Genomic DNA, 21,007 nt, shown 5'->3' on the forward strand with positions numbered 1-21,007 from the left:
CACCAAATGTATTATATGGAACAGAATCAATACAATCATAACTTTTTCTAACTGACCATAAACTTATTCCAAGATAACAAAAAATAATAAATAAAATTATAATAAAAAATATGCGTTTTATTTTTAACTAACAAAATCGTTTTTTCTAAAAAAAATCATCCTCTATCTCTATCACCCATTCTCCTTGTTCCAAAAAAAACTCTGCTTGTTTCAATTTAATATTTTTAGTTTCTCCTGTAATTAAATGTCGAATATTAATTTTATTATTTCTTCCTAATTTTTTTCCATCTTTTCCTTTCATAAAAAAATCCATTTTTACATTATTTTTTGGAATGCATAAAATATCACCTCTATTAATAGTAGATTTAAATAAAAAAGAAACAATTTTTTTGTTAATATCATAAACTTTTTCTTGAAATAAATGAAAAGCATTTTGTTTATAAACGATTAGAGGATCTTTTTGTTCAAAAACAGCATTTTGCACAGAAAATCTCAAACTATCCATTTCACGTAAATGTTCTTTCCATTTTTTATCCATAAAATATAATATAGTCTTTTTTTCAAACATTGATAATAAAGACTTTCCTTTAGTATTATAAAATTCTTTCAAATCAGATATAGAAACTATATTTTGATTTCCATCTGTTAAAATAACTTGTATATTATAAAATTCCTTATTTTTTACAAAAATTTTAGATAGAATAGGAACGATATCTTGATCAATCATTTTTTCCTTCTTTTTTTCATAAAAAATTATAACAAAATCATGAAGTTTGTTGATAAAAATACGTTCTTTATAAGATAAAAATTCCCTTTCTAAAAAGGGAATTTTTATATCAAAAATTTGAATAAATTCATATTCCAAATTTTTAAAATCGTTTAGATATTTATTGACACTAATCATAGTATCTAATAATAAATACACCATATTAGAAATATCTAAACTTAATTCTCTACCGCATAATGCATTTTTACGTTTTTTATAAATAAATTCTCTTTGTTTATTAATAACATCATCATAGTCCAAAAGACGTTTTCGCATACTAAAATTATTCTCTTCTATTTTTTTTTGTGCTTTTTCAATAGATTTTGTTAATAAAGGATGTTGTATAATATCTCCTTCTTTATGTCCAAATCTATCCATTAATTTAGAAAGTCTTTCTGAGTCTATAAATAAACGAATTAAATTATCTTCTAAGGATACATAAAATTGAGAACTACCTGGATCTCCTTGACGTCCAGATCTACCTCTTAGTTGGTTATCTACTCTTCTAGAATCATGTCTTTCTGTTCCTAAAACGGATAACCCTCCATTTTTTATAACTTCCTTAGAAAGTTTAATATCTGTTCCACGACCTGCCATATTAGTTGCAATTGTTACAGATCCAGGAAACCCTGCTTTCGCTATTATTTCAGCCTCTTTTTCATGCAATTTAGCATTCAAAACATTATGTGGTATTTTTCTAAATTTTAAAGCCCTACTTAAAAATTCTGAAATTTCAACAGAAGTAGTGCCAACAAGAATAGGACGTTTTTCATGTATAGATAAATGAATAATTTTTTCTATGATTGCATTATATTTTTCTCTTTTTGTTTTAAAAACAAGATCTTGTAAATCCTTTCTTTGTATAGTTTTATCTGTAGGGATAACTACTACATCTAATTTATAAATGTGCCAAAATTCTCCAGATTCTGTTTCGGCTGTTCCCGTCATCCCAGATATTTTTTTATACATTCTAAAATAATTTTGTAAAGTGATTGTAGCAAAGGTTTGACTAGAAGATTCTATTTCTACATGTTCTTTTGCTTCTATAGCTTGATGCAATCCATCAGAATAACGTCTTCCTTCCATAAGACGACCAGTTTGTTCATCTACTATTTTAACTTTACCTCCTAAAATAACATAATCTACATCTCTTTCAAACAAAGTGAAAGCTTTAAGAAGCTGATTAATAGTATGAATTCGTTGTGATTTAATAGAATAATTTTTCAAAAGTTTTTCTTTTTCTTTGATTTCTTTTTCTTTAGAAAAATTTTTTTTCTCTAACTCAAAAAGTTCCATATTTACATCTGGCAAAACAAAAAAGCCTACATCTTCTACATTTTTAGACAAAAATTCAATTCCTTTATCTGTTAGTTCAACAGTATTATTTTTTTCATCAATAACAAAATAAAGATCTTTATCTACTTTATACATTTCCCTTCCATAATCTTGTAAATATTGACCTTCAGTTTTTTGTAAAATTAAACGAATATTATCTTCACTCAAAAATTTAATTAAGGATTTTTTCTTTGGTAAGCCACGATGTGCTTGAAATAATTTGAATCCCCCTAATTTTTTTTCTCCATTTTTTATTAACTTTTTTGCTTCTTGTAAAAAGCTATTAACTTCTATATTTTGTTCATTTACAATAAATTCTACTTTTTCTTTAAATAATTTGAACTCCTCTTTGTTATCTTTTTTAGAATCCACAGTCCCAGATATTACTAAAGGAGTACGCGCTTCATCTATCAAAACAGAATCTATTTCATCTATAATAGCATAATTCAATTCTCTTTGAACTAATTCTTCTTTAGAACAGGCCATATTATCTCGTAAATAATCAAAACCAAATTCATTATTGGTTCCATAAGTTACATCTGCTTGATAAGCTTTTTTACGCATTTTTACATCAGTAGATGAATAATTGTCAATGCAATCAACTTCTAATCCATGAAATTCCATTAAAGGAGCCATCCAATTCATATCTCTTCTAGATAAATAATTGTTTACTGTAACAATATGTACTCCTCTACCAGATAAAGCATTCAAATAAGCAGATAAAGTTGCTACAAAAGTTTTTCCTTCTCCTGTAGCCATTTCAGCTATCTTACCCTGATGTAAAACAATTCCTCCCATGAGCTGAACATCATAATGTACCATATCCCAAATTATAAATTTTCCATATGCATCCCATTTATTTTTCCAAATAGCTTTATCTTTATATAAAATAATATAAGATTTTGTTTTTGATAATTCTTGATCAAAAAAAGTAGATTTTACTACAAGTTCTTTTTTTTCTTTGAAACGCTTTGCCGTTTCTTTAATTAAAGAAAAAGCTTTAGGCAAAAGATTAATTAATACTTTTTGTTCTATTTTATAACATTCTTCTTGAAGATTTTCTATACTTGAGTATATTTTTTCCAATACACTAACAGAACAAAATTTATTTTGTATTTCTTCCAATAATTTTTTTTCTTCCTCGTTAAATTTTTTCGTTGATTTTTGTATAATTTTTTTGAAAATTTTAGTTTGATTTCTTAATTCATCATCGGATAATAAAGATATTTTTTTTTCTTCTTTTTTGATTTGAATTAAAAATTTTCTAACCTCTTTAAGATCTCTATCATTTTTATTGATAAATAATTTATTTAATATCTTTCTAATAAAATTCATTCAAATAAAAAATAATTTAAAGTTCATATTCATCTCTATTCCAATAAAAATCTTCGTCATCACGTGGATAATCTGCCCATATATCTTCTATAGATTCAAAAATCTCTCCTTCTCCATTTTCTAATTGTTGAAGATTTTCAACTACTTCTAGAGGGGCTCCAGTACGAATAGCAAAATCGATCAATTCTTCTTTTGTTGCAGGCCAAGGCGCATCTTCTAAATGAGAAGCTAATTCTAAAGTCCAATACATATATGTATGATATTTTCTATATTTGATATATATTAAAAGATGATATTTTTATATATTTGATTTTCAAAAATTAATGAACTTTTTCATAAAATTACAAGATAAAATTAGTGAATTTAAATTACAAATAAATTACATGAAAAAGTTTCCAAGAATTGTATTCATAGGTTCTACTTATTTTTCTCTTCATTCTTTAAAAGAATTATATATGAAACAATATAATATAGTAGGAATCATTACTAGCCCTGATAATATAAAAAAAAATTTTTTTTCTCCTATAAAAATATATGCATTGGAAAATAATATTCCTTTTTTACAACCAAAAAATCTTCTAGAAGATTCTTTTTTGAGAAATCTGAAAAGATGGAATGCCGATATACAAATTGTTGTTTCTTTTAGAATTTTACCTAAAAAAGTATGGAACTTACCAAAAATGGGATCTTTTAATTTACATGCATCGATACTACCACAATATAGAGGGGCTGCCCCTATTAATTGGGCTATTATTAATGGAGAAAATAAAACAGGATTGACTACTTTTTTTATAGAAAAAAAAATAGATTCAGGAAAAATTATTTTGCAAAAAGAAATAAAAATAGGAAAAGAGGAAACTGCTGGGGAACTAGAAAGTAAACTAAAAAATATTAGTGGATTTATGGTCATAAAAACTTTAGAAAATATTATCAATAATAAAATAAAACCTATAAATAAAAAAAATATTCATTCTTCTTTATTAAAATATGCCCCAAAAATATACACTAAAGATTGTAGAATTCAATGGGTAAATACTTCTATAGAATCTATTTATAATAAAATAAGAGGTTTAAGTCCTAATCCGACGGCATGGACATTATTATTTTTTAATAAAAAAAAATTTGTTAGATTCAAAATTTTTTTTGTTAAAAAAATACAAAAAATACATAATTTTCCAGTTGGTTCTATATTGACATCATCACATGATATGAAAATATATGTTAATGGGGGTTTAATATCCATTATAGAAGGACAAATAGAGGGAAAAAAAAGAATGAATATAAAAAATTTAATTCATGGGATTCAAATAAGAAAAAATCTTTTTGTTCGTTAAAAAAAAATATTTTTTCTTATAATAGAGTTATTTATCCTTTATAAATATTTTATATTTGTTATCGTTAATTATAAGATTTTTTTATAGTTAATTAAAATTAAATTAATTATATAAATTCATGAACAAAACAGAATTGGTTAATTCAATAGCTGAAAAAACTGGAATAACAAAAATAAAAGCTAAAAATGTTACAGATGCATTTATTGAAACAGTAATTGAATCTTTAAAAAAAGGAGATAAGGTTACCCTAGTAGGATTCGGAACCTTTTCTGTTGTAGAAAGACATCCTAGAAACGGAGTAAATCCTAGAACAGGAAAAAAAATATATATTCCAGGAAAAAAAGTTGCTAAATTTAAAATAGGAGCGGAATTAACAAAATTGTAAATTTTATAAAGAGATAAAGTTAAAATAAACTTTATCTCTTTTTTATGGAGATAATCTATATAAAATCCACTTTTTTTCTTTATTCAAACTATAAACTAGTCGATCATGAAGTCTATGGGGTTGTCCTTGCCAAAATTCCATTTTATAAGGTTTAATAATATATCCTCCCCAATAAAAAGGACGTTTTATCGTAGTTTTTTTATCAAAAAAATTATTCCATTTTTTGTATTGTTCTAGTAAATATTTTTTAGATAAAATAGTACAGCTTTGTTTAGAAGCCCAACATCCAATCTGATGTTCTTTAGGTCTATTATGGAAATATTCATCTGATTTTTTTCTTTTTATTTTCGATGTTATTCCTTTAATAATAATTTGTCTTTCTGTTTTTTTCCAAAAAAAAGAAATACACACATTTGGAATGTTTTGAATAGCTTTAGCTTTCAAACTATAATAGTTTGTGTAAAAAATAAATCCTTTTTTGGAATATTCTTTTAACAAAACTACTCTAATTTCTGGACCTCCATCTTTACCTATAGTGGAAATAGACATTGCGTTAATTTCTTCATTATTTTTGTTTTTTTCATTAAGAAATTTTTCTTGTTCAAACCAATCATGAAATAATTGAAAAGGTTCTTTTGGAACTTCAGATTCTAATAATTCTTTATTAGAATAATTTTTTCTATAATCACTTAAATCAAAAGTAATCATCTTTTATTTTTTTAATATAAAATTACTATTTACTAAAAATATGCCTAACTTTATTTTTTTTTAAACATTATTGGCGTGATAGCTCAGTTGGTTAGAGCGTTGGATTCATAACCCAGAGGTCGGGGGTTCAAATCCCCCTCACGCTATTTAAAAATACAAAAATAGATATATGTATTTTTTTGTTTCTAGCTATCCACTATTACAAAAATTAGATGCACTATATAAAATAATGAATAGCTCAAATTCTTATTTTACTTTTTTCATTATAGAAGATCAATTAAAAATAATGGTAGCATATGATTCAGAAAATATAATCAATACATATATAAAAATATATGTTAAAAAATACACAAAAGAAAAAGTAACTATATCTACTAAATTTATGATAGATATTTTGACTACATTTCAAAATGAAACACTTTTTATAAAAAAAAAAAATAATGTACTTAATATTTATTCTAAACAAGGAACTTATGAAGTTCCAATTTTATTTCATAAAAATTTAATAAATATTTTTTCTAAACATATTTCCATATGGAATTCATACTCTATAAAATTTACTTTATTTTCAAATATCCTTTTAAAAATACTGAATAGAACTTTATTTGCTGTTGGAGATAAACAATTTAAACCAATATTAAATGGAGTTTTTTTTAAATTTTCTCCTTATGAAGCAAATTTTGTAGCTACAGATAGTTTTCGTCTTGTAAAATATACTATAAAGTCCCTTAAATTAACCCAATATATCGAATTTACCATTTCAAAAAAATCTCTTAATATAATTAAGAGAATTTTAAAAAATGAAAAAAAAAGTAATATTATTATTGAATATAAAAAAATAAATATAATTTTTCATTTTAAAAATCATATTTTTTCATGTCCATTAATTAATGGAAAATATCCTGATTATAATTCTATGATCCCAAATAATAATAATTTGGATTTTTCTTTTATAATTAATAGACTTTTATTATTAAATTATATTAGAAGAATATCTCTTTTTTCAAAGAAAAAAAGAAATTTTATTCATTTTCATTATTATAAAAATAAATTAAAAATTTATGAACAAAATCCTATTCATCATAATCACAATTATAATTTGAAAATTAAGTATAAACCTATTTATGATGATAAAAAAAAAATAGAAAATATTAAAATGGGATTTAATTCTCAATTTTTAATTGAAATTTTATCATCTATAAATGATAATTTAATTTATTTTGAACTATATCATTCAAATAAAATAGGGATTTTAAGACCTTTTTATAAAGGAAATAATAAAAAAAAAGAATCAATTTTGATATTGATTATGTCTACAATAACAATATGAAAGTATCATACAATTGGATAAAAAAATATATTTCTATTGAAATAAATGTGGAGAAACTATCCAATATATTAACGGATATAGGATTACCAGTAAAAAACATAAAAAAGATATTCACTGATATAGAAGAAGATTATGTTCTAGATGTAGAAATAACACCTAATCGGACAGATGCTATGAGTCATTATGGAATTGCACGTGATTTGTACGTTTTTTTAAAATTTAGAGGATATAAAGTAGATTTACACAAACCAATAATAATTAATACTAAAAAACATCATCATAAAGAATATGATGTTCAAATTTGTATAAAGGAAAATAAAAAGTGTATAAGATATTCTGGAATATCCATTTCTAAAATAAAAATTGAGCCTTCTCCATATTGGTTAATTTCTATATTGAAATCTATAGGAATAAAAACAATAAATAATGTTATAGATATCATTCATTTTGTGATGCATGAATTAGGTCAACCTATCCATGTTTTTGATATGGATCAAATAGAAGAACATAAAATTATAATAAAAAATGCGGAAAAAAATACAAAATTAAAATATGCAGATAACAGAATAATAAAACTGGATAAAGAAGATTTAATAATTTATGATACAATAAAACCATTATCTATAGCTGGAATTATAAATAGTATTAAATCCAATATTCATGTAAATACTAAAAATATTTTTTTAGGAAGTGCTTGTTTAAATCCTGTTATTATACGATTAATTGGAAAAAAACATTTCATAAAAACAGAAGAACAATGTCTTTTGGAAAGAGGAATAGACCCTAACCTAACTATATTCGCTTTGCAAAGAACAGTTTTTCTTATAAAAAGTATAATGAAAAAAAAAATATATTCCAATATTATTGATGTTTATCCTAATCCTATATCTCCTTCCATAATTAAGCTTCGTTATAGTAAAATTATAAATGTTCTAGGAAAAAAAATTTCTAAAATAAAAATTAAAAAAATTTTATCATTACTAGAAATTGTGATCCATTCAGAAAACGAAAAATATTTATTTGTTGTTGTTCCTCTTTATAGAATAGATGTTAAAAGAGAAATAGATCTTATAGAAGAAATATTGCGTATTTATGGGATTAATAAAATTAAAATATCTGATCAATTAAAAATATCTCCATTCCCTAATTTTTTTTATAAAACAGAATATGAAATACAAAAAAAACTTTTCGAGCAATTAGTTTCTTATGGATTTCAAGAAATTATTTCTTATACAATGAGAAATGAAGATAAAAATTCATCTTTACTAAATTCTTTTTTTAAAAGAAAAGTAATTAGGATTTTTAATCCTGTTAACAACAATTATAAATTTATGCGTTCTAGCTTATTATTTGGTATTTTAGATTGTATAGAATATAATCACAATAGAATGAACTATAATATAAAATTTTTTGAAAAAGGAAAAATATATTATAAAGAAAATAATAAATTTTTAGAAAAAACATTTATTGGAATTGCCTTATTATCAGAAATAGATAAAAAATGTATTTCCCCTATAGATTCTCCTTTTTTTTATTTAAAAGGAATTGTAGAACAAATTTTTCAAAAAAGCGGAATTTTAGATTATACTCAAATATTTTATAAACATCCTTTATTGGAAAATAGTATTTCTATATTATATAACAATAAAAATCTAGTTTATTTAGGAAAATTTCAAAATAATATTTTTAAAAAAAAGGAAATATTTTATGCGGAAATAGATTGGGAATATTTAATTTCTATTATTCAAGAAAAAAAAATAATTTATGTTCCATTTTCTAAATATCCTACTTCAAGAAGAGATTTATCTTTATTAGTTGATAAAACTATTTCTTTTGAAAAAATAAATCAATTTATAAAAAAAAAAGAAAATAATATAATAAAAAAAATTAAAGTATATGATTACTATGAAAGTAAAAATTTTCCAAAATCAAAAAAATCTTATACTATTAGTTTCTTTTTTGAAAGTAAAGAAGGAACATTGACTGATAAAATTATTAACAATTCAATGAAAAAAATAGAATTTTTTTTAAAAAAAAAATTAAAAGCTGAAATAAGAAATTATATTAAATAAGATAATTTTTTTAAAATTTTTTCCAATCCGGTTTCTTTTTCTATTATTTTGGATATTTCTTTGATATGAATTCTTTTTTGTAGCATGCTATCTCTGTCTCTAATTGTTACTGTATCTGTATCTATAGTTTTATAATCTACAGTAAAACATAATGGGGTTCCTATAGCATCTTGTCTTCGATATAATCTACCAATAGATTCTTTTTGATCGTAAAATAATTTATGATTAATTTTCACATTATTGAATATTTTTTTTGCAATTTCTGGCAATCCGTCTTTCTTAACTAATGGAAATATAGCCCCTTTGATAGGGGATAAATAATAAGGAAGTTTTAGGACTATACGAATATTTCCATTTTTTAATTTTTCCTTTTTAAGAGAAGAATAAAATATAGCTAAAAAAAGACGATCTAAACCTAAAGATGTTTCTATTACATAAGGAATATAGTTTTTTTTAAAATCAAAAATTCTTAATTTTTTTTTTGAAAAAAACTCATGATTTTTCAAATCAAAATCTCTACGAGAATGTATCCCTTCTATTTCTTGAAATCCAAAAGGAAAATGGTATTCTATATCTGAACCTGCACTAGCATAATGCGCTAGATGATCATGGTCATGTTCACATAATTTATAATTTTTTTTATCTTCTAAATTAAATATTAAATGCCATTTGAATCGTATATTTTTCCAATATTCATACCATTTTATCTCTTCTTTAGGTAAAATGAAAAATTGCATTTCCATTTGCTCAAATTCTCGCATTCTAAATATAAATTTTCTTGCAATAATTTCATTTCTAAAAGATTTTCCTATTTGAGCTATTCCAAATGGAATTTTCATCCTATTAGATTGTTTAACATTTTGAAAATTAGAAAATATACCTTGTGCTGTTTCAGGACGAAGATATAAATTTCTTTTATTTTTAATTTGAAACATCATATTAAAATGACGTATTTCTGTCCAATTTTTTGTTTTGTAAATAGGATCACAAATCTCTAATTCATCAATTAAAATTTTAATATCAAATAGATCCTTTTTTTTTAAAGATTGATATAAACGAGATAATATCTCTTCTTTTTTTTTAGGATTTTTAAAAAAATTTTTTTCTATATGTTCTTTAATTAAAACATCAGGACGATATCTTTTTTTAGAGTCTTTATTATCAATTAATAATTCGTTAAATTCATCAACATGTCCAGATGCTTTCCAAACATCAGAATGCATAAGTATAGATGAGTCTATCCCTACTATATTTTCATGTAGTTGAGTCATTGATTTCCACCAAAATTCTTTAATATTATTTTTTAATTCTACTCCATATGGGCCATAGTCATAAACCGCATTTAATCCTCCATAAATTTCACTAGAAGGAAAAATAAAACCATAAATTTTAGCATGAGAAACTAAAAAATCAAAAAATAAACCAGTTTTTTTCATTAATTTAATAATTACATAAGGATAAATACCTTTCTAAATCTAATGCTGCCATACATCCAGTTCCAGCAGAGGTAATAGCTTGTCTATAATTAGGATCTTGTACATCCCCCGAAGCAAATACTCCTGGTTTATTAGTAATAGTACTTCCTTTTTTTACAATAATATATCCTCTTTCATCTAAATCCAATTCTTTTTTAAAAATTTCTGTATTAGGAATATGACCTATTGCAATGAACAACCCACTAATCAAAAGTGTACTACTTGTTTTATTTTTATGGTTAAATATTTTTATACCTTCCAAAAAATTATCTCCAATAATTTCTGTAATTTTAGAAGAAAATAAAATACTTATATTATTTTTTTTTGAAATATGATATTGTAAAATTTTGGATGCTTTTAAATAATCTTTTCTAACTATTAAATATACTTTTTTACAAATTTTTGCTAAATAGTTTACCTCTTCTAAAGCGCTATCTCCACCTCCTATTACTGCAACATCTTTTTCTTTATGAAAGAACCCATCACAAGTAGCACAAAAAGAGACTCCTAATCCCATAAATTTTTTTTCTTTCTCTATTTCTAGAAATTTAGGACGAGACCCTGTAGCTATAATAATTCCTATGCTTTCTACATATTCTTCTTTTTTTTCCAAAAAAATACGATGGATTCCTCCTTTTTTATTGGATAAAGAAACGTTAATTACGGATTTATTTATGATTTTAGTATTAAAACGTTCTGCTTGTATTTTACAATTTTCCATAAAATTTTTTCCACTAATTCCTGAAGGGAATCCAAGATAATTATCAATACGAGTAGTAGTGGTCAATTGTCCACCTGGTTGAAATCCTAAAAAAATAATAGGATTTAAATCAGCTCTTGCTGCATATATAGCGGAAGAATACCCTGCAGGTCCAGATCCAATAATGACACATTTCTGTATTTGTTTTTTAAACAACATAAAAATATTTTTTCTTATAAATTATTTTTTATAATTTTTAACTCATTTTAATTATTTTATTCTTGTATATTTTTAACCTTTTTATAAAAAAATATTTACATTGTAATCAAATAAAAAATAGAACTTATATATTTTGTACAATTAGAAAAAAATTCTATTTATTTAATCATGAGGAAGTAACTCGTCAGTATATTATTTTTTTATTAAAAAAAATAAAAAATTACAAAAATTCTAACATATGGGTAGAATACCCTTTTCAAATAAATAAATTAAATAAAAGATTGGATATCCTAGTTCAATTTAATCATATACCACATATACTTATTGAATGCAAATCTCCTAAAATTCCTATTACACAAAAAACTTTTGATCAAATTTCCATATATAATAGTGTTATAAAAGCTCCATTTTTAATGGTAAGCAATGGAATTAAAAATTTTATTTTTAAAGTAGATAAGCATAAAAAAAAGTTTTTTTTTATAAAAAAAATTCCTTAATTAAATAGAGTCCATGTATTCAATAATATCTACTAATTTAGTAGAATATCCTACTTCATTATCATACCATGATACTATTTTTATAAAATTTGAATTTAACATGATACTAGAATTTGCATCAAAAATTGAAATTCTTTTATCTCCTATAAAATCTGATGAAACAACAGATTCTTCTGTATATCCTAAAATACCTTTTAATGTTGTTTCAGATGCATTTTTCATACATAATTTAATTTTATTATAATCCGTGCTATTTATCAAGCAAACAGTAAAATCCAATACAGATACATTTGGAATAGGAACTCTAAAAGCCATCCCTGTTAATTTTCCATTTAAATTTGGTATAATTTTTCCTACTGCATTAGCCGCACCCGTAGATGCAGGAATAATATTATTTAATGAAGATCGACCACCTCTCCAATCTCTAGAAGAAATAGAATCAACCACTTTTTGAGTAGCAGTAGAAGCATGTATAGTAGTCATCAATCCCTTTAATATACCAAAATTATCATTTAGTACTTTCACTATTGGAGACAAACAATTTGTAGTACAAGAAGCATTCGATACAATATTTTGATTTTTATTCATTTTTTGATGATTTACTCCCATGACAAACATAGGAATATCATCTTTAGGAGGTGCAGATAAAATAACTTTTTTAGCTCCTGATTTTAAATGAGCAGTCGCTAAATTTTTTGTTAAAAAAAGTCCAGTAGATTCTACAACATATTTTACATTTAGATCTTTCCATTTTAATCTATTAGGATCTTTTTCATTAGTGACTTTAATACGTTTTTCATTTAATACTAAATAATTTTCATCTTCAATACTAATATTCCCTTTAAAACTACCATGAACTGAATCGTATTTTAATATATAAGCTAAATATTCTATAGATACTAAATCATTAATAGCCACTACTTCAATAGTATCTCTATTCAAAGCAGATAATAAAACCAGTTTTCCTATTCTACCAACACCATTTATTCCTATTTTAATAGACATATTAAATAATTTTTTATTTATTTATTTTGCAAAATTAACTTTTAACTTTTAAAAACGTTATAAAAGCAGATGACGGAATTTCAACTTTTCCTATTTGACGCATTTTTTTCTTTCCTTTTTTTTGTTTTTCTAAAAGTTTTTTTTTTCTAGAAATATCTCCTCCATAACATTTATCAATTACATTTTTTCTAAAAGCTTTAATAGTTTCTCTTGCTATAATTTTTCCAGATACAGAAACTTGAATAGGAATGCAAAATTGATGTTTTGGAATTAAAATAGCTAATTTTTGACATATTTTTTTTGCCAATAAAAAAACTTTATTTTTATGAACTAAAAGAGATAAAGGTTCTATTTTTTCATGATTAATCAATACAGTAATTTTTTTTAAATCTGAATTTTTATAACCAATAAAATTATAATCAAAAGAAGCATATCCTCTGGAAATTGTTTTTAATTTATCATAAAAATCAAATACAATTTCAGATAAAGGCATTTCAAATGTAACTTTAATTCTACCAGAATTCAAATAATTTTGATTTTTAATCATGATTCCACGTTTATCAATACATAAAGATATAACACTTCCTATGTAAATATCTTTAGTAATAATAGAAACTAAAACATAAGGTTCTTCTATTTTTTTAAATTTTTTCATTTCTGGAAAATCTGAAGGATTATTAATCAAAATAACTTGATCATTTTTCATATAAACTTTATAAGAAACACTAGGAATAGTAATAATAACAGAGACTCCATATTCTCGTTCTAAACGATCTTTCACTACTTCCATATGAAGCAATCCTAAAAAACCACAATGAAACCCAAATCCTAAAGCAGGAGAAGATTCACTACTAAAAGAAAGTGCCGCATCATTCAACTGCAATTTTTCTATAGAAGAGCGTAATTCTTCATATTTATCAGAATCAATTGGATAAATACTTGCAAAAACCATAGGTTTAACCTCTTCAAATCTTTCTATAGCTTTAATAGACGGATTTTCCGCATCCGTAATTGTATCTCCAACTTTTACTTCATAAGTATTTTTTATTCCAGAGACAACATATCCTACATCACCAGTATAAATTTTATTTTTAGAAATACGTTTTAATTTTAGTGTTCCTATTTCATGAGCATAATAAACTTTTTTTGTAGACATAAACCTAAGTTTTTGTCCTTTTCGTATACAACCATTTTTTACTCTAAAAAAAGCTTCAATTCCTGTAAATGGGTTATATAAAGAATCAAAAATAATAGCTTGTAATGGTTCTTTTGGATCTCCTTTTGGAGAAGGAATCCGTGTTACAATTTGATCTAAAATATTATAAATTCCTAGTCCATTTTTAGCACTTACAGGAATAATATCTTCCATTTTACATTTTACTAATTCCATTATCTCTCTCTTCACTTCTTCAAAAATGGAATCAGATAAATCAATTTTATTTAAAATTGGAATAATAACAAGATTTTTTTTTAATGCTAAAGAAAGATTAGATATCGTTTGTGCTTGCACACTTTTAGTACAATCTACAACAAGTAAAGCTCCTTCACAAGCTGCAATAGAACGAGATACTTCATAAGAAAAGTCTACATGTCCAGGGGTATCTATTAGATTAAGAATGTATATTTTATCTTTATATTTATATTCCATTTGAACAGCGTGACTTTTTATAGTTATTCCACGTTCTCTCTCCAAATCCATATCATCTAATAACTGATTTCGTTTTTTTTCCGAAACAGTTTTTGTAAATTCTAATAAACGATCTGCTAATGTACTTTTTCCGTGATCTATATGTGCAATGATACAGAAATTACGAATATAACGAATCATGATACATGATAATTTTATTAATTAAATAATAACCTTGAAGGGAGTCGAACCCATACCATAGGACTCGGAATCCTATATTCTATCCTAATTTAAACTACAAGGTTTAATTAAATGAAATGATAGGATTAATTTTTATTATTGAATAAATTCATAGTTTTTTGTAATCCATTTGTTACAAAAGAAAATACTATTTTTATTCCTGTATGTAATTGAGAAAATAAATAATCTATTTCCTCATTTTTCCAATTTCCTAATACATAATTTACTCTATTTTTAAAACGATTTTCAATACCAAAACGAAGACGTGCATAATGAGATGTTCCTATTTCTTTTTCTATGCTTTTTAATCCATTATGTCCTCCACTTCCCCCTTTTTCTTTTAAACGAAAAACTCCAAAATTAAGATAAATATCATCGGATATTACAAGAATATTTTTTAACAAAATTTTTTTTTTTTCATCCAATATTGAACAGATTTACCACTATGGTTAACATAAGTAGAAGGTTTTAAAAAAAAAATTAATTTATTATCATAATTTAGTTCTGAAATAAATCCTAATTTTTTTTTTGAAAAAGAAAAAAAATATTTTTTAGAAATTTTATCTAAAATTAAAAATCCAAGATTATGTCTTGTTTTTTCGTATAAATAACCTGGATTTCCCAATCCAATTATTAAAAATTTTTCCATTTTTTTTAAAAAATTCATTATATCAACGAATAACATCATAAACTGTACTTCCAATCTCTGCTGGAGATTGCACTATATGTATTCCACTTTTTTCCATTATGTTCATTTTTTCTTGCGCAGTTTCTATTTTTTTTTCTATAATAGCTCCAGCATGTCCCATAGTTCTTCCTTTAGGAGCTGTTTTTCCTGCTATGAAACTTATGACTGGTTTTTTATTTTTTAATTTTTTTATCCATTCAGTCGCTTCAATCTCCAATATTCCTCCTATTTCTCCAATCATTACAATCCCTTCCGTTTCTAAATCCTCTAAAAATAATTCAATAACGTCCCTTACGTTCATCCCAATAATAGAATCTCCTCCTATTCCAACCGCTGTCGAAATACCATAACCAGATTTTACAATTTGATCTGCAGCTTCATAAGTAAGGGTTCCGGATCTAGAAATTATTCCTATTTTTCCTTTTTTTCTAAAAACTGAATTAGGCATAATTCCTACTTTTGATTCTTCTGGAGAAATAATTCCAGGACAATTAGGACCTATTAATCTAGATTTTTTTCCTTTTAAAAAATGTTTAATTCGAATCATATCGGAAACAGGAATTCCTTCGGTTATACATACAATGATTTCAATATTCATTGAAATAGATTCTAAAATGGCATCTGAAGCAAAAGAAGAAGGAACAAAAATTACACTTACATTTCCTCCTGTATTCTTAACTGCTTCTTCTACAGTATTAAAAATAGGAACACCTAAATAAATTTTTCCTCCCTTTCCTGGAGTGATTCCTCCCACTATATTAGTTCCAAAATTTATCATTTGTTCTGTATGAAATAATCCTTCTTTTCCCGTTAATCCTTGTACAATAACTTTAATATTTTTATCTATTAAAATACTCATAATCTTTTTTAATTTTGTTTAAAATTTTTTATACTATAGAATTCTTTCTATATAAGATTTATGTTCTGTATTTATTCTCACAAGTTCTCCGATATTTATAAAAGAAGGGACCAATAATTTAGTTCCTGTTTCTAAAACAGCAATTTTATTGGTTTTATTAACTGTATCTCCTTTTTTTACAAATTCTGTGTTTTTCACTTTTAAAATAACAGTAGATGGCATTTTTAATAATAAAAAAATTTTTTCTTTTTCTTTTTTAATATGAAAAAAAATTGTTATTTTCATGCCTTCTTTTAAAAATTCTATATTTTTTATCAATTTTTTTTCTACTATTTGTATTTGTTCATAAGTTATTTCATTCATAAAATGAAAAAAATTTTTTTCCTTATATAAATATCTATAAAAATTAGATTCTACTTTTATTTCTTTCAGTTTATGTTTTGATGAAAAATTATTATTTAAAAGATGTCCTGTTCCCAGATGTTTTAATTTAGTTCTTATAAAAGCATATCCCTTTCCCGGTTTTACATGAAGAAAATCAATTATTTTATATACTTCTTTATTCCATTGTATATGCATCCCTTTTCGAATATTCATTTGAATTAAATTTTTTTTTTAAAATTCATCGTTAGTTTTTAACTATTTTTGCCATAACTTCTGCTTCCACTACAAGTTTATTATTTACATAACCTTTTCCTTGCATATGAACAATTCCTCTTTTTATAGACTCTAACAAGTCTACTTTAAAAATAATTATATCACCAGGAACTATTTTATGTTTAAATTTTACTTTATCTATTTTTAAAAAATAGGTAGAATATAATTCTGGATTATTTAGTTTTTTTAACACTAGTATGCCTCCTACTTGTGCTATGGCTTCTATTTGCAAAACGCCCGGCATGATGGGTTCATTTGGGAAATGTCCCATAAAAAAATATTCATTCATAGTGACGTTTTTTACTCCTATAATGCTATTTTCTGTAATATTTATAATTTTATCTACCAAAAGAAATGGAGGTTTATGAGGTAAAATATTCATAATGTTTTTTATATCCAATATTGGTTTTTTTGATAAATCAAATTCAGGAATATTTTTATTTTTACATGTTTTAATTTTTTTTAAAAACTCTTTTAAAAATTGCATAATAATGCAATTATCTGGTTTATTAAAAATTAATTTTCCTTTTAATTTAGCTCCTATTAAAGTTAAAAAACCTATAATATCTAAAAGAATATGTTTAGCTATTTCATTAGATTTTTTATAGGATAAAACAGAAAATTTTGATTTTTTTTCAAATTTTTTTTTAAAAAAAGGACATAAAATTTTTGAATTTGCTATTTCTATTTTAAATTGATTTAAATGTTTTAAAACAGCATTTTGTGCATGCATTGATTTAGAATCGAAATCTATCATAATCATTATTTCAAATTTTTTAGCAGGTATAGCTATAATTTCTCCTCCTGTTTTTGCATTTTTAAAATACATGATTTCTGTTATAGAATAATATTTTTTTTGGGCATTTTGTTCTATAATTCCCACTTTTTCAATCGCTTCTACAAAAAATTTAGAAGAACCATCCATTATAGGGATTTCAATATTATCTAATTCTATGATAACATTATCTAAATCCATTCCAGTAAGAGCTGCAAGAAGATGTTCAATTGTATAAATTCTAAATCCATTTTTTTCTAAAAAAATACCTTTATCTATTGTTTTTTTTAAAAAAAAAGAAAAATGTGCCTCAATACAAGGTTTTTCTTTTATATCTGTTCTAATAAAAATAAATCCAGTATGTTCTGGAGCCGGTTTAAAAGTAATTGTCACTTTTTTTTTAGTATAGAAACCGAATCCTTGTAAGGATATTTTTTTTGCAATGGTTTTTTGCTTTTCAAGCATATATATATAATTAATTTCTATTAAAAACAATATTATCTTACATAAGATGAATACTTCATATCTTTTATAAACTATATTACATAAATTATGAGTTTTTCAAGACGTCTTACTTTTTTTTTTATAGGAGTTTTTATTGGTATTTTTATTCTATTATTTTATACTTTTAAAAAAAGATTGAATATAAAAAAGAAAAAAATAGAAAAAAAAAATTTTTTTTATAATTTTAAAAAAAAACATCAGAATTTTGTATGAAAAGAACTTATCAACCTTCCAATAGAAAAAAAGTGAATGTTCATGGGTTCATGAAACGAATGAATACCAAGACAGGTCGTATAATTTTATCTAAAAGAAGAAAAAAAGGAAGAAAAAAATTAACCGTTTCTAATTTTAAAAAATGAAATTAAAAAATTTTTCAAAATTCTATGTCTCCTATTTTTGGAAATTTTTTAGAAAAAAATTGTTTACCTGGAAGATCTTCATAAGCAAAAAAATGGGATAAATCCCCTATATCAACTACTTTTTGAATAAAAGAGAGGCTTCCTTTTTTTAAATTAAATTTTTCAAAATTCATAATACCTATATCTATAAGATACTTATTTCCATTTTTTTGTATTTGAACTTTTCTATATATTTTATCTAATAAAATATTTTTATTTTTTGGAATAGAAAAATAATATTTATAATTTTTTTCAAAATATTTTTCTTTAGAAGAAAGAAAATAAAATCCTGTAAGAATAGAGATTGTATTATATTTTCTAATTAACTCTTTTTGAATATCTTTAATATAATTTCCAGCTTCAAATAAAACACAAGGATAACCTAATTGTTGGAACTTATCTCCAGTTGCGGTAGGATACCATTCATCAGAAAATCTTCCTATTGATCCTATTTCAGGTAAAATATTTTTAAGTTCTTTTGTCATAAAATATATGATACCCATAGATTTTTTTTTACTAGTCGTAGTAACATTTTTTTTTATAGAAGGAGATAAAAAAGATAAAATTGCAGGATTAAAACATTTTTCTCCAACATTATAAATACTTCTTTGATCATGTAGATTAAATAAAATATGAGGATTATTTTTATTTATTTCTCGGAATAAAACCTGTATTTCTGGAGATTGTAAACGAACAGCATCTCTATTTAAATCAATATTTATAGCATTTCTTCTTTGAAATTTTTCAGATCCATCAGGATTTAACATCGGAACAAATAAAATAGTTAAATTTTTGAATAAAAATTTAACAAAATTATAGTCTATATTTTTTGAAAAAAAATGAAGAATATCAAAAATTGATTTTGTTCCTGTAGTTTCATTTCCATGCATCTGAGACCAAATAAATACTTTTATTTTCCCTATTCCCCATTTTATTTTGAAAATTTTTCTCTTTTCCACAGATAATCCAATAGTAGTAATTGAACATATATTTTTATATTTATCTATAAGTTCCAATAATTTAGTATACCTAAAAATTCTTGTAGCACTAATACTTTTATCTTTAAAAAATTTATAATGATGAAATATGGATTTAATATCAAAAATTAACATAATTCTAATTTTTTTTATACTTTTTTATTAAAAATTGTTTTATCTTTCAATAATTTCAAAAAAAATGAAAAAAAATTTTATTTTACTTTTACGAAGTATCTATAAAAAAATATAAAAAATTGTATTTTAATAAATAAAAATAACAATGTAGGAATTATTAATATTTATTATGAAGAATTATTTTAAAATAAATTACATCAAAGCTATTTTATTAATAATAGCATTTACTGCTTTAAATTTTTTTAATGCAATTTTTAAAAAACTATTAATTTCTATTAATTTACCAGAAAATATGATATTTTCAATATCATATACTCTTCCTTTTATTTTTTTATTTGTTTTTATTTCTCATCAAGCTCAAAAAAAAAATCTCATCATAGACTTATCTATGAAATTATCTCCATGGTATATTTATCTGATTATTTTTTCTATGATGTTTTGTATGATTATTATCAATGAATATCTTTCTTCATTAGTTCCTAGAGACGGGCCTATATTAGGTAATATGTATAAAGAAATTGAAGAATTCTTAAAAGAAGAAATTAAAAATCCAATTCCTTTTTTTTCCACTACCGTATTATTAGCTCCTATATGTGAAGAGGTTCTTTTTAGAGGTATTATTTTAAATGGAATGTTAAAAAATAAAATACATCCAATTAAAGCTATTTTATTTTCTTCCTTTTTATTTGGATTAACTCATATGAATCCATGGCAATTTGTAGGTGGTATTGTGATTGGAAGTTTTATAGGATTTATTTATTTTGTAACATCTTCTATCATGAACTGCATTTTGTTACATATTTTTAATAATGCGTTTGCTGTATTTGCCATGTTTTTTTTCATAAAAAATGAAGATATTTTTTCACAAAAAATGAGCTTAAATTTTTGGTTATTATTAACAATAGTTTTTACTATCACAATTAGTGGTTGTATTTTTCTATTAAAAAAAAGAAGAAAAATATGAATAATTTTATAAAAAATCAGAT

Annotated in this window: 18 protein-coding genes, 2 tRNA genes and 1 pseudogene; 8 read left to right on the forward strand and 13 right to left on the reverse strand. The window is 23.5% G+C overall.

What is annotated here, in order from left to right:
• Window positions 1-145: 145 nt before the first annotated feature.
• Window positions 146-3,436, reverse strand: coding sequence for a preprotein translocase subunit SecA (gene secA, locus H0H59_RS02880; RefSeq protein WP_185862113.1), 3,291 nt, complete (start codon window positions 3,434-3,436; stop codon window positions 146-148).
• Between the two features lie 16 nt (window positions 3,437-3,452).
• Complete coding sequence (locus H0H59_RS02885) at window positions 3,453-3,686, reverse strand: DUF2795 domain-containing protein (RefSeq protein WP_012840601.1); 234 nt, start codon at window positions 3,684-3,686, stop codon at window positions 3,453-3,455.
• Between the two features lie 73 nt (window positions 3,687-3,759).
• Between H0H59_RS02885 and fmt the strand changes: the two genes are divergently transcribed.
• Both fmt and H0H59_RS02895 read left to right on the forward strand, forming a co-directional pair.
• The gene (gene fmt, locus H0H59_RS02890) at window positions 3,760-4,770 is read left to right on the forward strand and encodes a methionyl-tRNA formyltransferase (RefSeq protein ID WP_238785017.1); all 1,011 of its coding nucleotides are present in this window, start codon (window positions 3,760-3,762) and stop codon (window positions 4,768-4,770) included.
• A gap of 118 nt (window positions 4,771-4,888) precedes the next feature.
• Complete coding sequence (locus tag H0H59_RS02895; protein ID WP_185862114.1) at window positions 4,889-5,155, forward strand: HU family DNA-binding protein; 267 nt, start codon at window positions 4,889-4,891, stop codon at window positions 5,153-5,155.
• Window positions 5,156-5,197: 42 nt separating this feature from the next.
• Here the strand turns inward: H0H59_RS02895 and pdxH are convergent, their stop codons facing one another.
• On the reverse strand, window positions 5,198-5,860 hold the full coding sequence (pdxH, locus tag H0H59_RS02900) for a pyridoxamine 5'-phosphate oxidase (RefSeq protein ID WP_185862440.1): 663 nt from the start codon (window positions 5,858-5,860) through the stop codon (window positions 5,198-5,200).
• A gap of 75 nt (window positions 5,861-5,935) precedes the next feature.
• On the opposite strand from pdxH, the gene H0H59_RS02905 reads away from it, so the two are divergent.
• The 3 genes from H0H59_RS02905 to pheT all read left to right on the forward strand — a co-directional run bounded on the left by H0H59_RS02905 (window position 5,936) and on the right by pheT (window position 9,265).
• Window positions 5,936-6,009: transfer RNA gene (locus tag H0H59_RS02905), tRNA-Met, on the forward strand.
• A 23-nt stretch (window positions 6,010-6,032) separates the two neighbouring features.
• Complete coding sequence (gene dnaN, locus H0H59_RS02910) at window positions 6,033-7,193, forward strand: DNA polymerase III subunit beta (RefSeq protein ID WP_185862115.1); 1,161 nt, start codon at window positions 6,033-6,035, stop codon at window positions 7,191-7,193.
• Window positions 7,190-9,265 (forward strand): phenylalanine--tRNA ligase subunit beta, encoded by a 2,076-nt coding sequence (pheT, locus tag H0H59_RS02915; protein WP_185862116.1) that lies wholly within the window; start codon window positions 7,190-7,192, stop codon window positions 9,263-9,265. The genes dnaN and pheT overlap by 4 nt, the downstream gene beginning before the upstream one ends.
• Here pheT and H0H59_RS02920 read toward each other — a convergent pair.
• Window positions 9,253-10,701, reverse strand: coding sequence for a glycine--tRNA ligase (locus tag H0H59_RS02920; RefSeq protein ID WP_185862117.1), 1,449 nt, complete (start codon window positions 10,699-10,701; stop codon window positions 9,253-9,255). The two genes, pheT and H0H59_RS02920, sit on opposite strands and share 13 nt — an antisense overlap.
• A 4-nt stretch (window positions 10,702-10,705) precedes the next feature.
• Window positions 10,706-11,659 carry a thioredoxin-disulfide reductase gene (gene trxB / locus H0H59_RS02925; RefSeq protein ID WP_185862118.1) on the reverse strand — a complete coding sequence of 318 codons (954 nt, stop codon included), beginning with the start codon at window positions 11,657-11,659 and terminating at the stop codon, window positions 10,706-10,708.
• Between the two features lie 62 nt (window positions 11,660-11,721).
• Here trxB and H0H59_RS02930 point away from each other — a divergent pair, with 62 nt between their 5' ends.
• Complete coding sequence (locus tag H0H59_RS02930) at window positions 11,722-12,156, forward strand: type I restriction enzyme HsdR N-terminal domain-containing protein (RefSeq protein WP_185862119.1); 435 nt, start codon at window positions 11,722-11,724, stop codon at window positions 12,154-12,156.
• Here H0H59_RS02930 and gap read toward each other — a convergent pair whose 3' ends face one another.
• From gap to fabZ, 7 genes and pseudogenes are all read right to left on the reverse strand, one after another.
• Complete coding sequence (gene gap, locus H0H59_RS02935; protein ID WP_185862120.1) at window positions 12,157-13,161, reverse strand: type I glyceraldehyde-3-phosphate dehydrogenase; 1,005 nt, start codon at window positions 13,159-13,161, stop codon at window positions 12,157-12,159. It abuts the gene before it with no gap.
• Window positions 13,162-13,195: 34 nt separating this feature from the next.
• Window positions 13,196-14,986 carry a translation elongation factor 4 gene (lepA, locus tag H0H59_RS02940; protein ID WP_185862441.1) on the reverse strand — a complete coding sequence of 597 codons (1,791 nt, stop codon included), beginning with the start codon at window positions 14,984-14,986 and terminating at the stop codon, window positions 13,196-13,198.
• 32 nt (window positions 14,987-15,018) lie between these two features.
• Window positions 15,019-15,093, reverse strand: a tRNA-Arg gene (locus tag H0H59_RS02945).
• 21 nt (window positions 15,094-15,114) lie between these two features.
• Window positions 15,115-15,695 (reverse strand): annotated as a pseudogene (gene pth, locus H0H59_RS03130) (aminoacyl-tRNA hydrolase).
• Between the two features lie 4 nt (window positions 15,696-15,699).
• On the reverse strand, window positions 15,700-16,575 hold the full coding sequence (gene sucD, locus H0H59_RS02955) for a succinate--CoA ligase subunit alpha (protein ID WP_185862121.1): 876 nt from the start codon (window positions 16,573-16,575) through the stop codon (window positions 15,700-15,702).
• 33 nt (window positions 16,576-16,608) lie between these two features.
• A complete protein-coding gene (locus H0H59_RS02960) occupies window positions 16,609-17,172 on the reverse strand; it encodes an elongation factor P (protein ID WP_185862122.1) in 564 nt (187 codons plus the stop codon).
• Between the two features lie 31 nt (window positions 17,173-17,203).
• Window positions 17,204-18,472 carry a 3-hydroxyacyl-ACP dehydratase FabZ gene (fabZ, locus tag H0H59_RS02965; RefSeq protein WP_185862123.1) on the reverse strand — a complete coding sequence of 423 codons (1,269 nt, stop codon included), beginning with the start codon at window positions 18,470-18,472 and terminating at the stop codon, window positions 17,204-17,206.
• Window positions 18,473-18,720: 248 nt separating this feature from the next.
• Here fabZ and rpmH point away from each other — a divergent pair, with 248 nt between their 5' ends.
• Complete coding sequence (gene rpmH, locus H0H59_RS02970; protein WP_185862124.1) at window positions 18,721-18,870, forward strand: 50S ribosomal protein L34; 150 nt, start codon at window positions 18,721-18,723, stop codon at window positions 18,868-18,870.
• A 14-nt stretch (window positions 18,871-18,884) separates the two neighbouring features.
• Here the strand turns inward: rpmH and H0H59_RS02975 are convergent, their stop codons facing one another.
• A complete protein-coding gene (locus tag H0H59_RS02975; protein ID WP_185862125.1) occupies window positions 18,885-20,021 on the reverse strand; it encodes a M14 family zinc carboxypeptidase in 1,137 nt (378 codons plus the stop codon).
• 169 nt (window positions 20,022-20,190) lie between these two features.
• On the opposite strand from H0H59_RS02975, the gene H0H59_RS02980 reads away from it, so the two are divergent.
• Window positions 20,191-20,985 carry a CPBP family intramembrane glutamic endopeptidase gene (locus H0H59_RS02980; protein ID WP_185862126.1) on the forward strand — a complete coding sequence of 265 codons (795 nt, stop codon included), beginning with the start codon at window positions 20,191-20,193 and terminating at the stop codon, window positions 20,983-20,985.
• Window positions 20,986-21,007: the final 22 nt, after the last annotated feature.

The organism is Blattabacterium cuenoti (genome assembly GCF_014251715.1).
GTDB lineage: Bacteria > Bacteroidota > Bacteroidia > Flavobacteriales > Blattabacteriaceae > Blattabacterium > Blattabacterium cuenoti_M.

Excerpts from the sequence above, each read along its gene's own strand:
- fmt (WP_238785017.1), top strand. The coding sequence starts at position 3,760 with ATGAACTTTTTCATAAAATTACAAGATAAAATTAGTGAATTTAAATTA.
- H0H59_RS02895 (WP_185862114.1), top strand. The coding sequence starts at position 4,889 with ATGAACAAAACAGAATTGGTTAATTCAATAGCTGAAAAAACTGGAATA.
- sucD (WP_185862121.1), bottom strand. The coding sequence starts at position 16,575 with ATGAGTATTTTAATAGATAAAAATATTAAAGTTATTGTACAAGGATTA.
- pheT (WP_185862116.1), top strand. The coding sequence starts at position 7,190 with ATGAAAGTATCATACAATTGGATAAAAAAATATATTTCTATTGAAATA.
- rpmH (WP_185862124.1), top strand. The coding sequence starts at position 18,721 with ATGAAAAGAACTTATCAACCTTCCAATAGAAAAAAAGTGAATGTTCAT.
- H0H59_RS02885 (WP_012840601.1), bottom strand. The coding sequence starts at position 3,686 with ATGTATTGGACTTTAGAATTAGCTTCTCATTTAGAAGATGCGCCTTGG.
- H0H59_RS02980 (WP_185862126.1), top strand. The coding sequence starts at position 20,191 with ATGAAGAATTATTTTAAAATAAATTACATCAAAGCTATTTTATTAATA.
- H0H59_RS02920 (WP_185862117.1), bottom strand. The coding sequence starts at position 10,701 with ATGAAAAAAACTGGTTTATTTTTTGATTTTTTAGTTTCTCATGCTAAA.
- H0H59_RS02975 (WP_185862125.1), bottom strand. The coding sequence starts at position 20,021 with ATGTTAATTTTTGATATTAAATCCATATTTCATCATTATAAATTTTTT.
- dnaN (WP_185862115.1), top strand. The coding sequence starts at position 6,033 with ATGTATTTTTTTGTTTCTAGCTATCCACTATTACAAAAATTAGATGCA.
- gap (WP_185862120.1), bottom strand. The coding sequence starts at position 13,161 with ATGTCTATTAAAATAGGAATAAATGGTGTTGGTAGAATAGGAAAACTG.
- fabZ (WP_185862123.1), bottom strand. The coding sequence starts at position 18,472 with ATGCTTGAAAAGCAAAAAACCATTGCAAAAAAAATATCCTTACAAGGA.
- secA (WP_185862113.1), bottom strand. The coding sequence starts at position 3,436 with ATGAATTTTATTAGAAAGATATTAAATAAATTATTTATCAATAAAAAT.
- trxB (WP_185862118.1), bottom strand. The coding sequence starts at position 11,659 with ATGTTGTTTAAAAAACAAATACAGAAATGTGTCATTATTGGATCTGGA.
- H0H59_RS02960 (WP_185862122.1), bottom strand. The coding sequence starts at position 17,172 with ATGAATATTCGAAAAGGGATGCATATACAATGGAATAAAGAAGTATAT.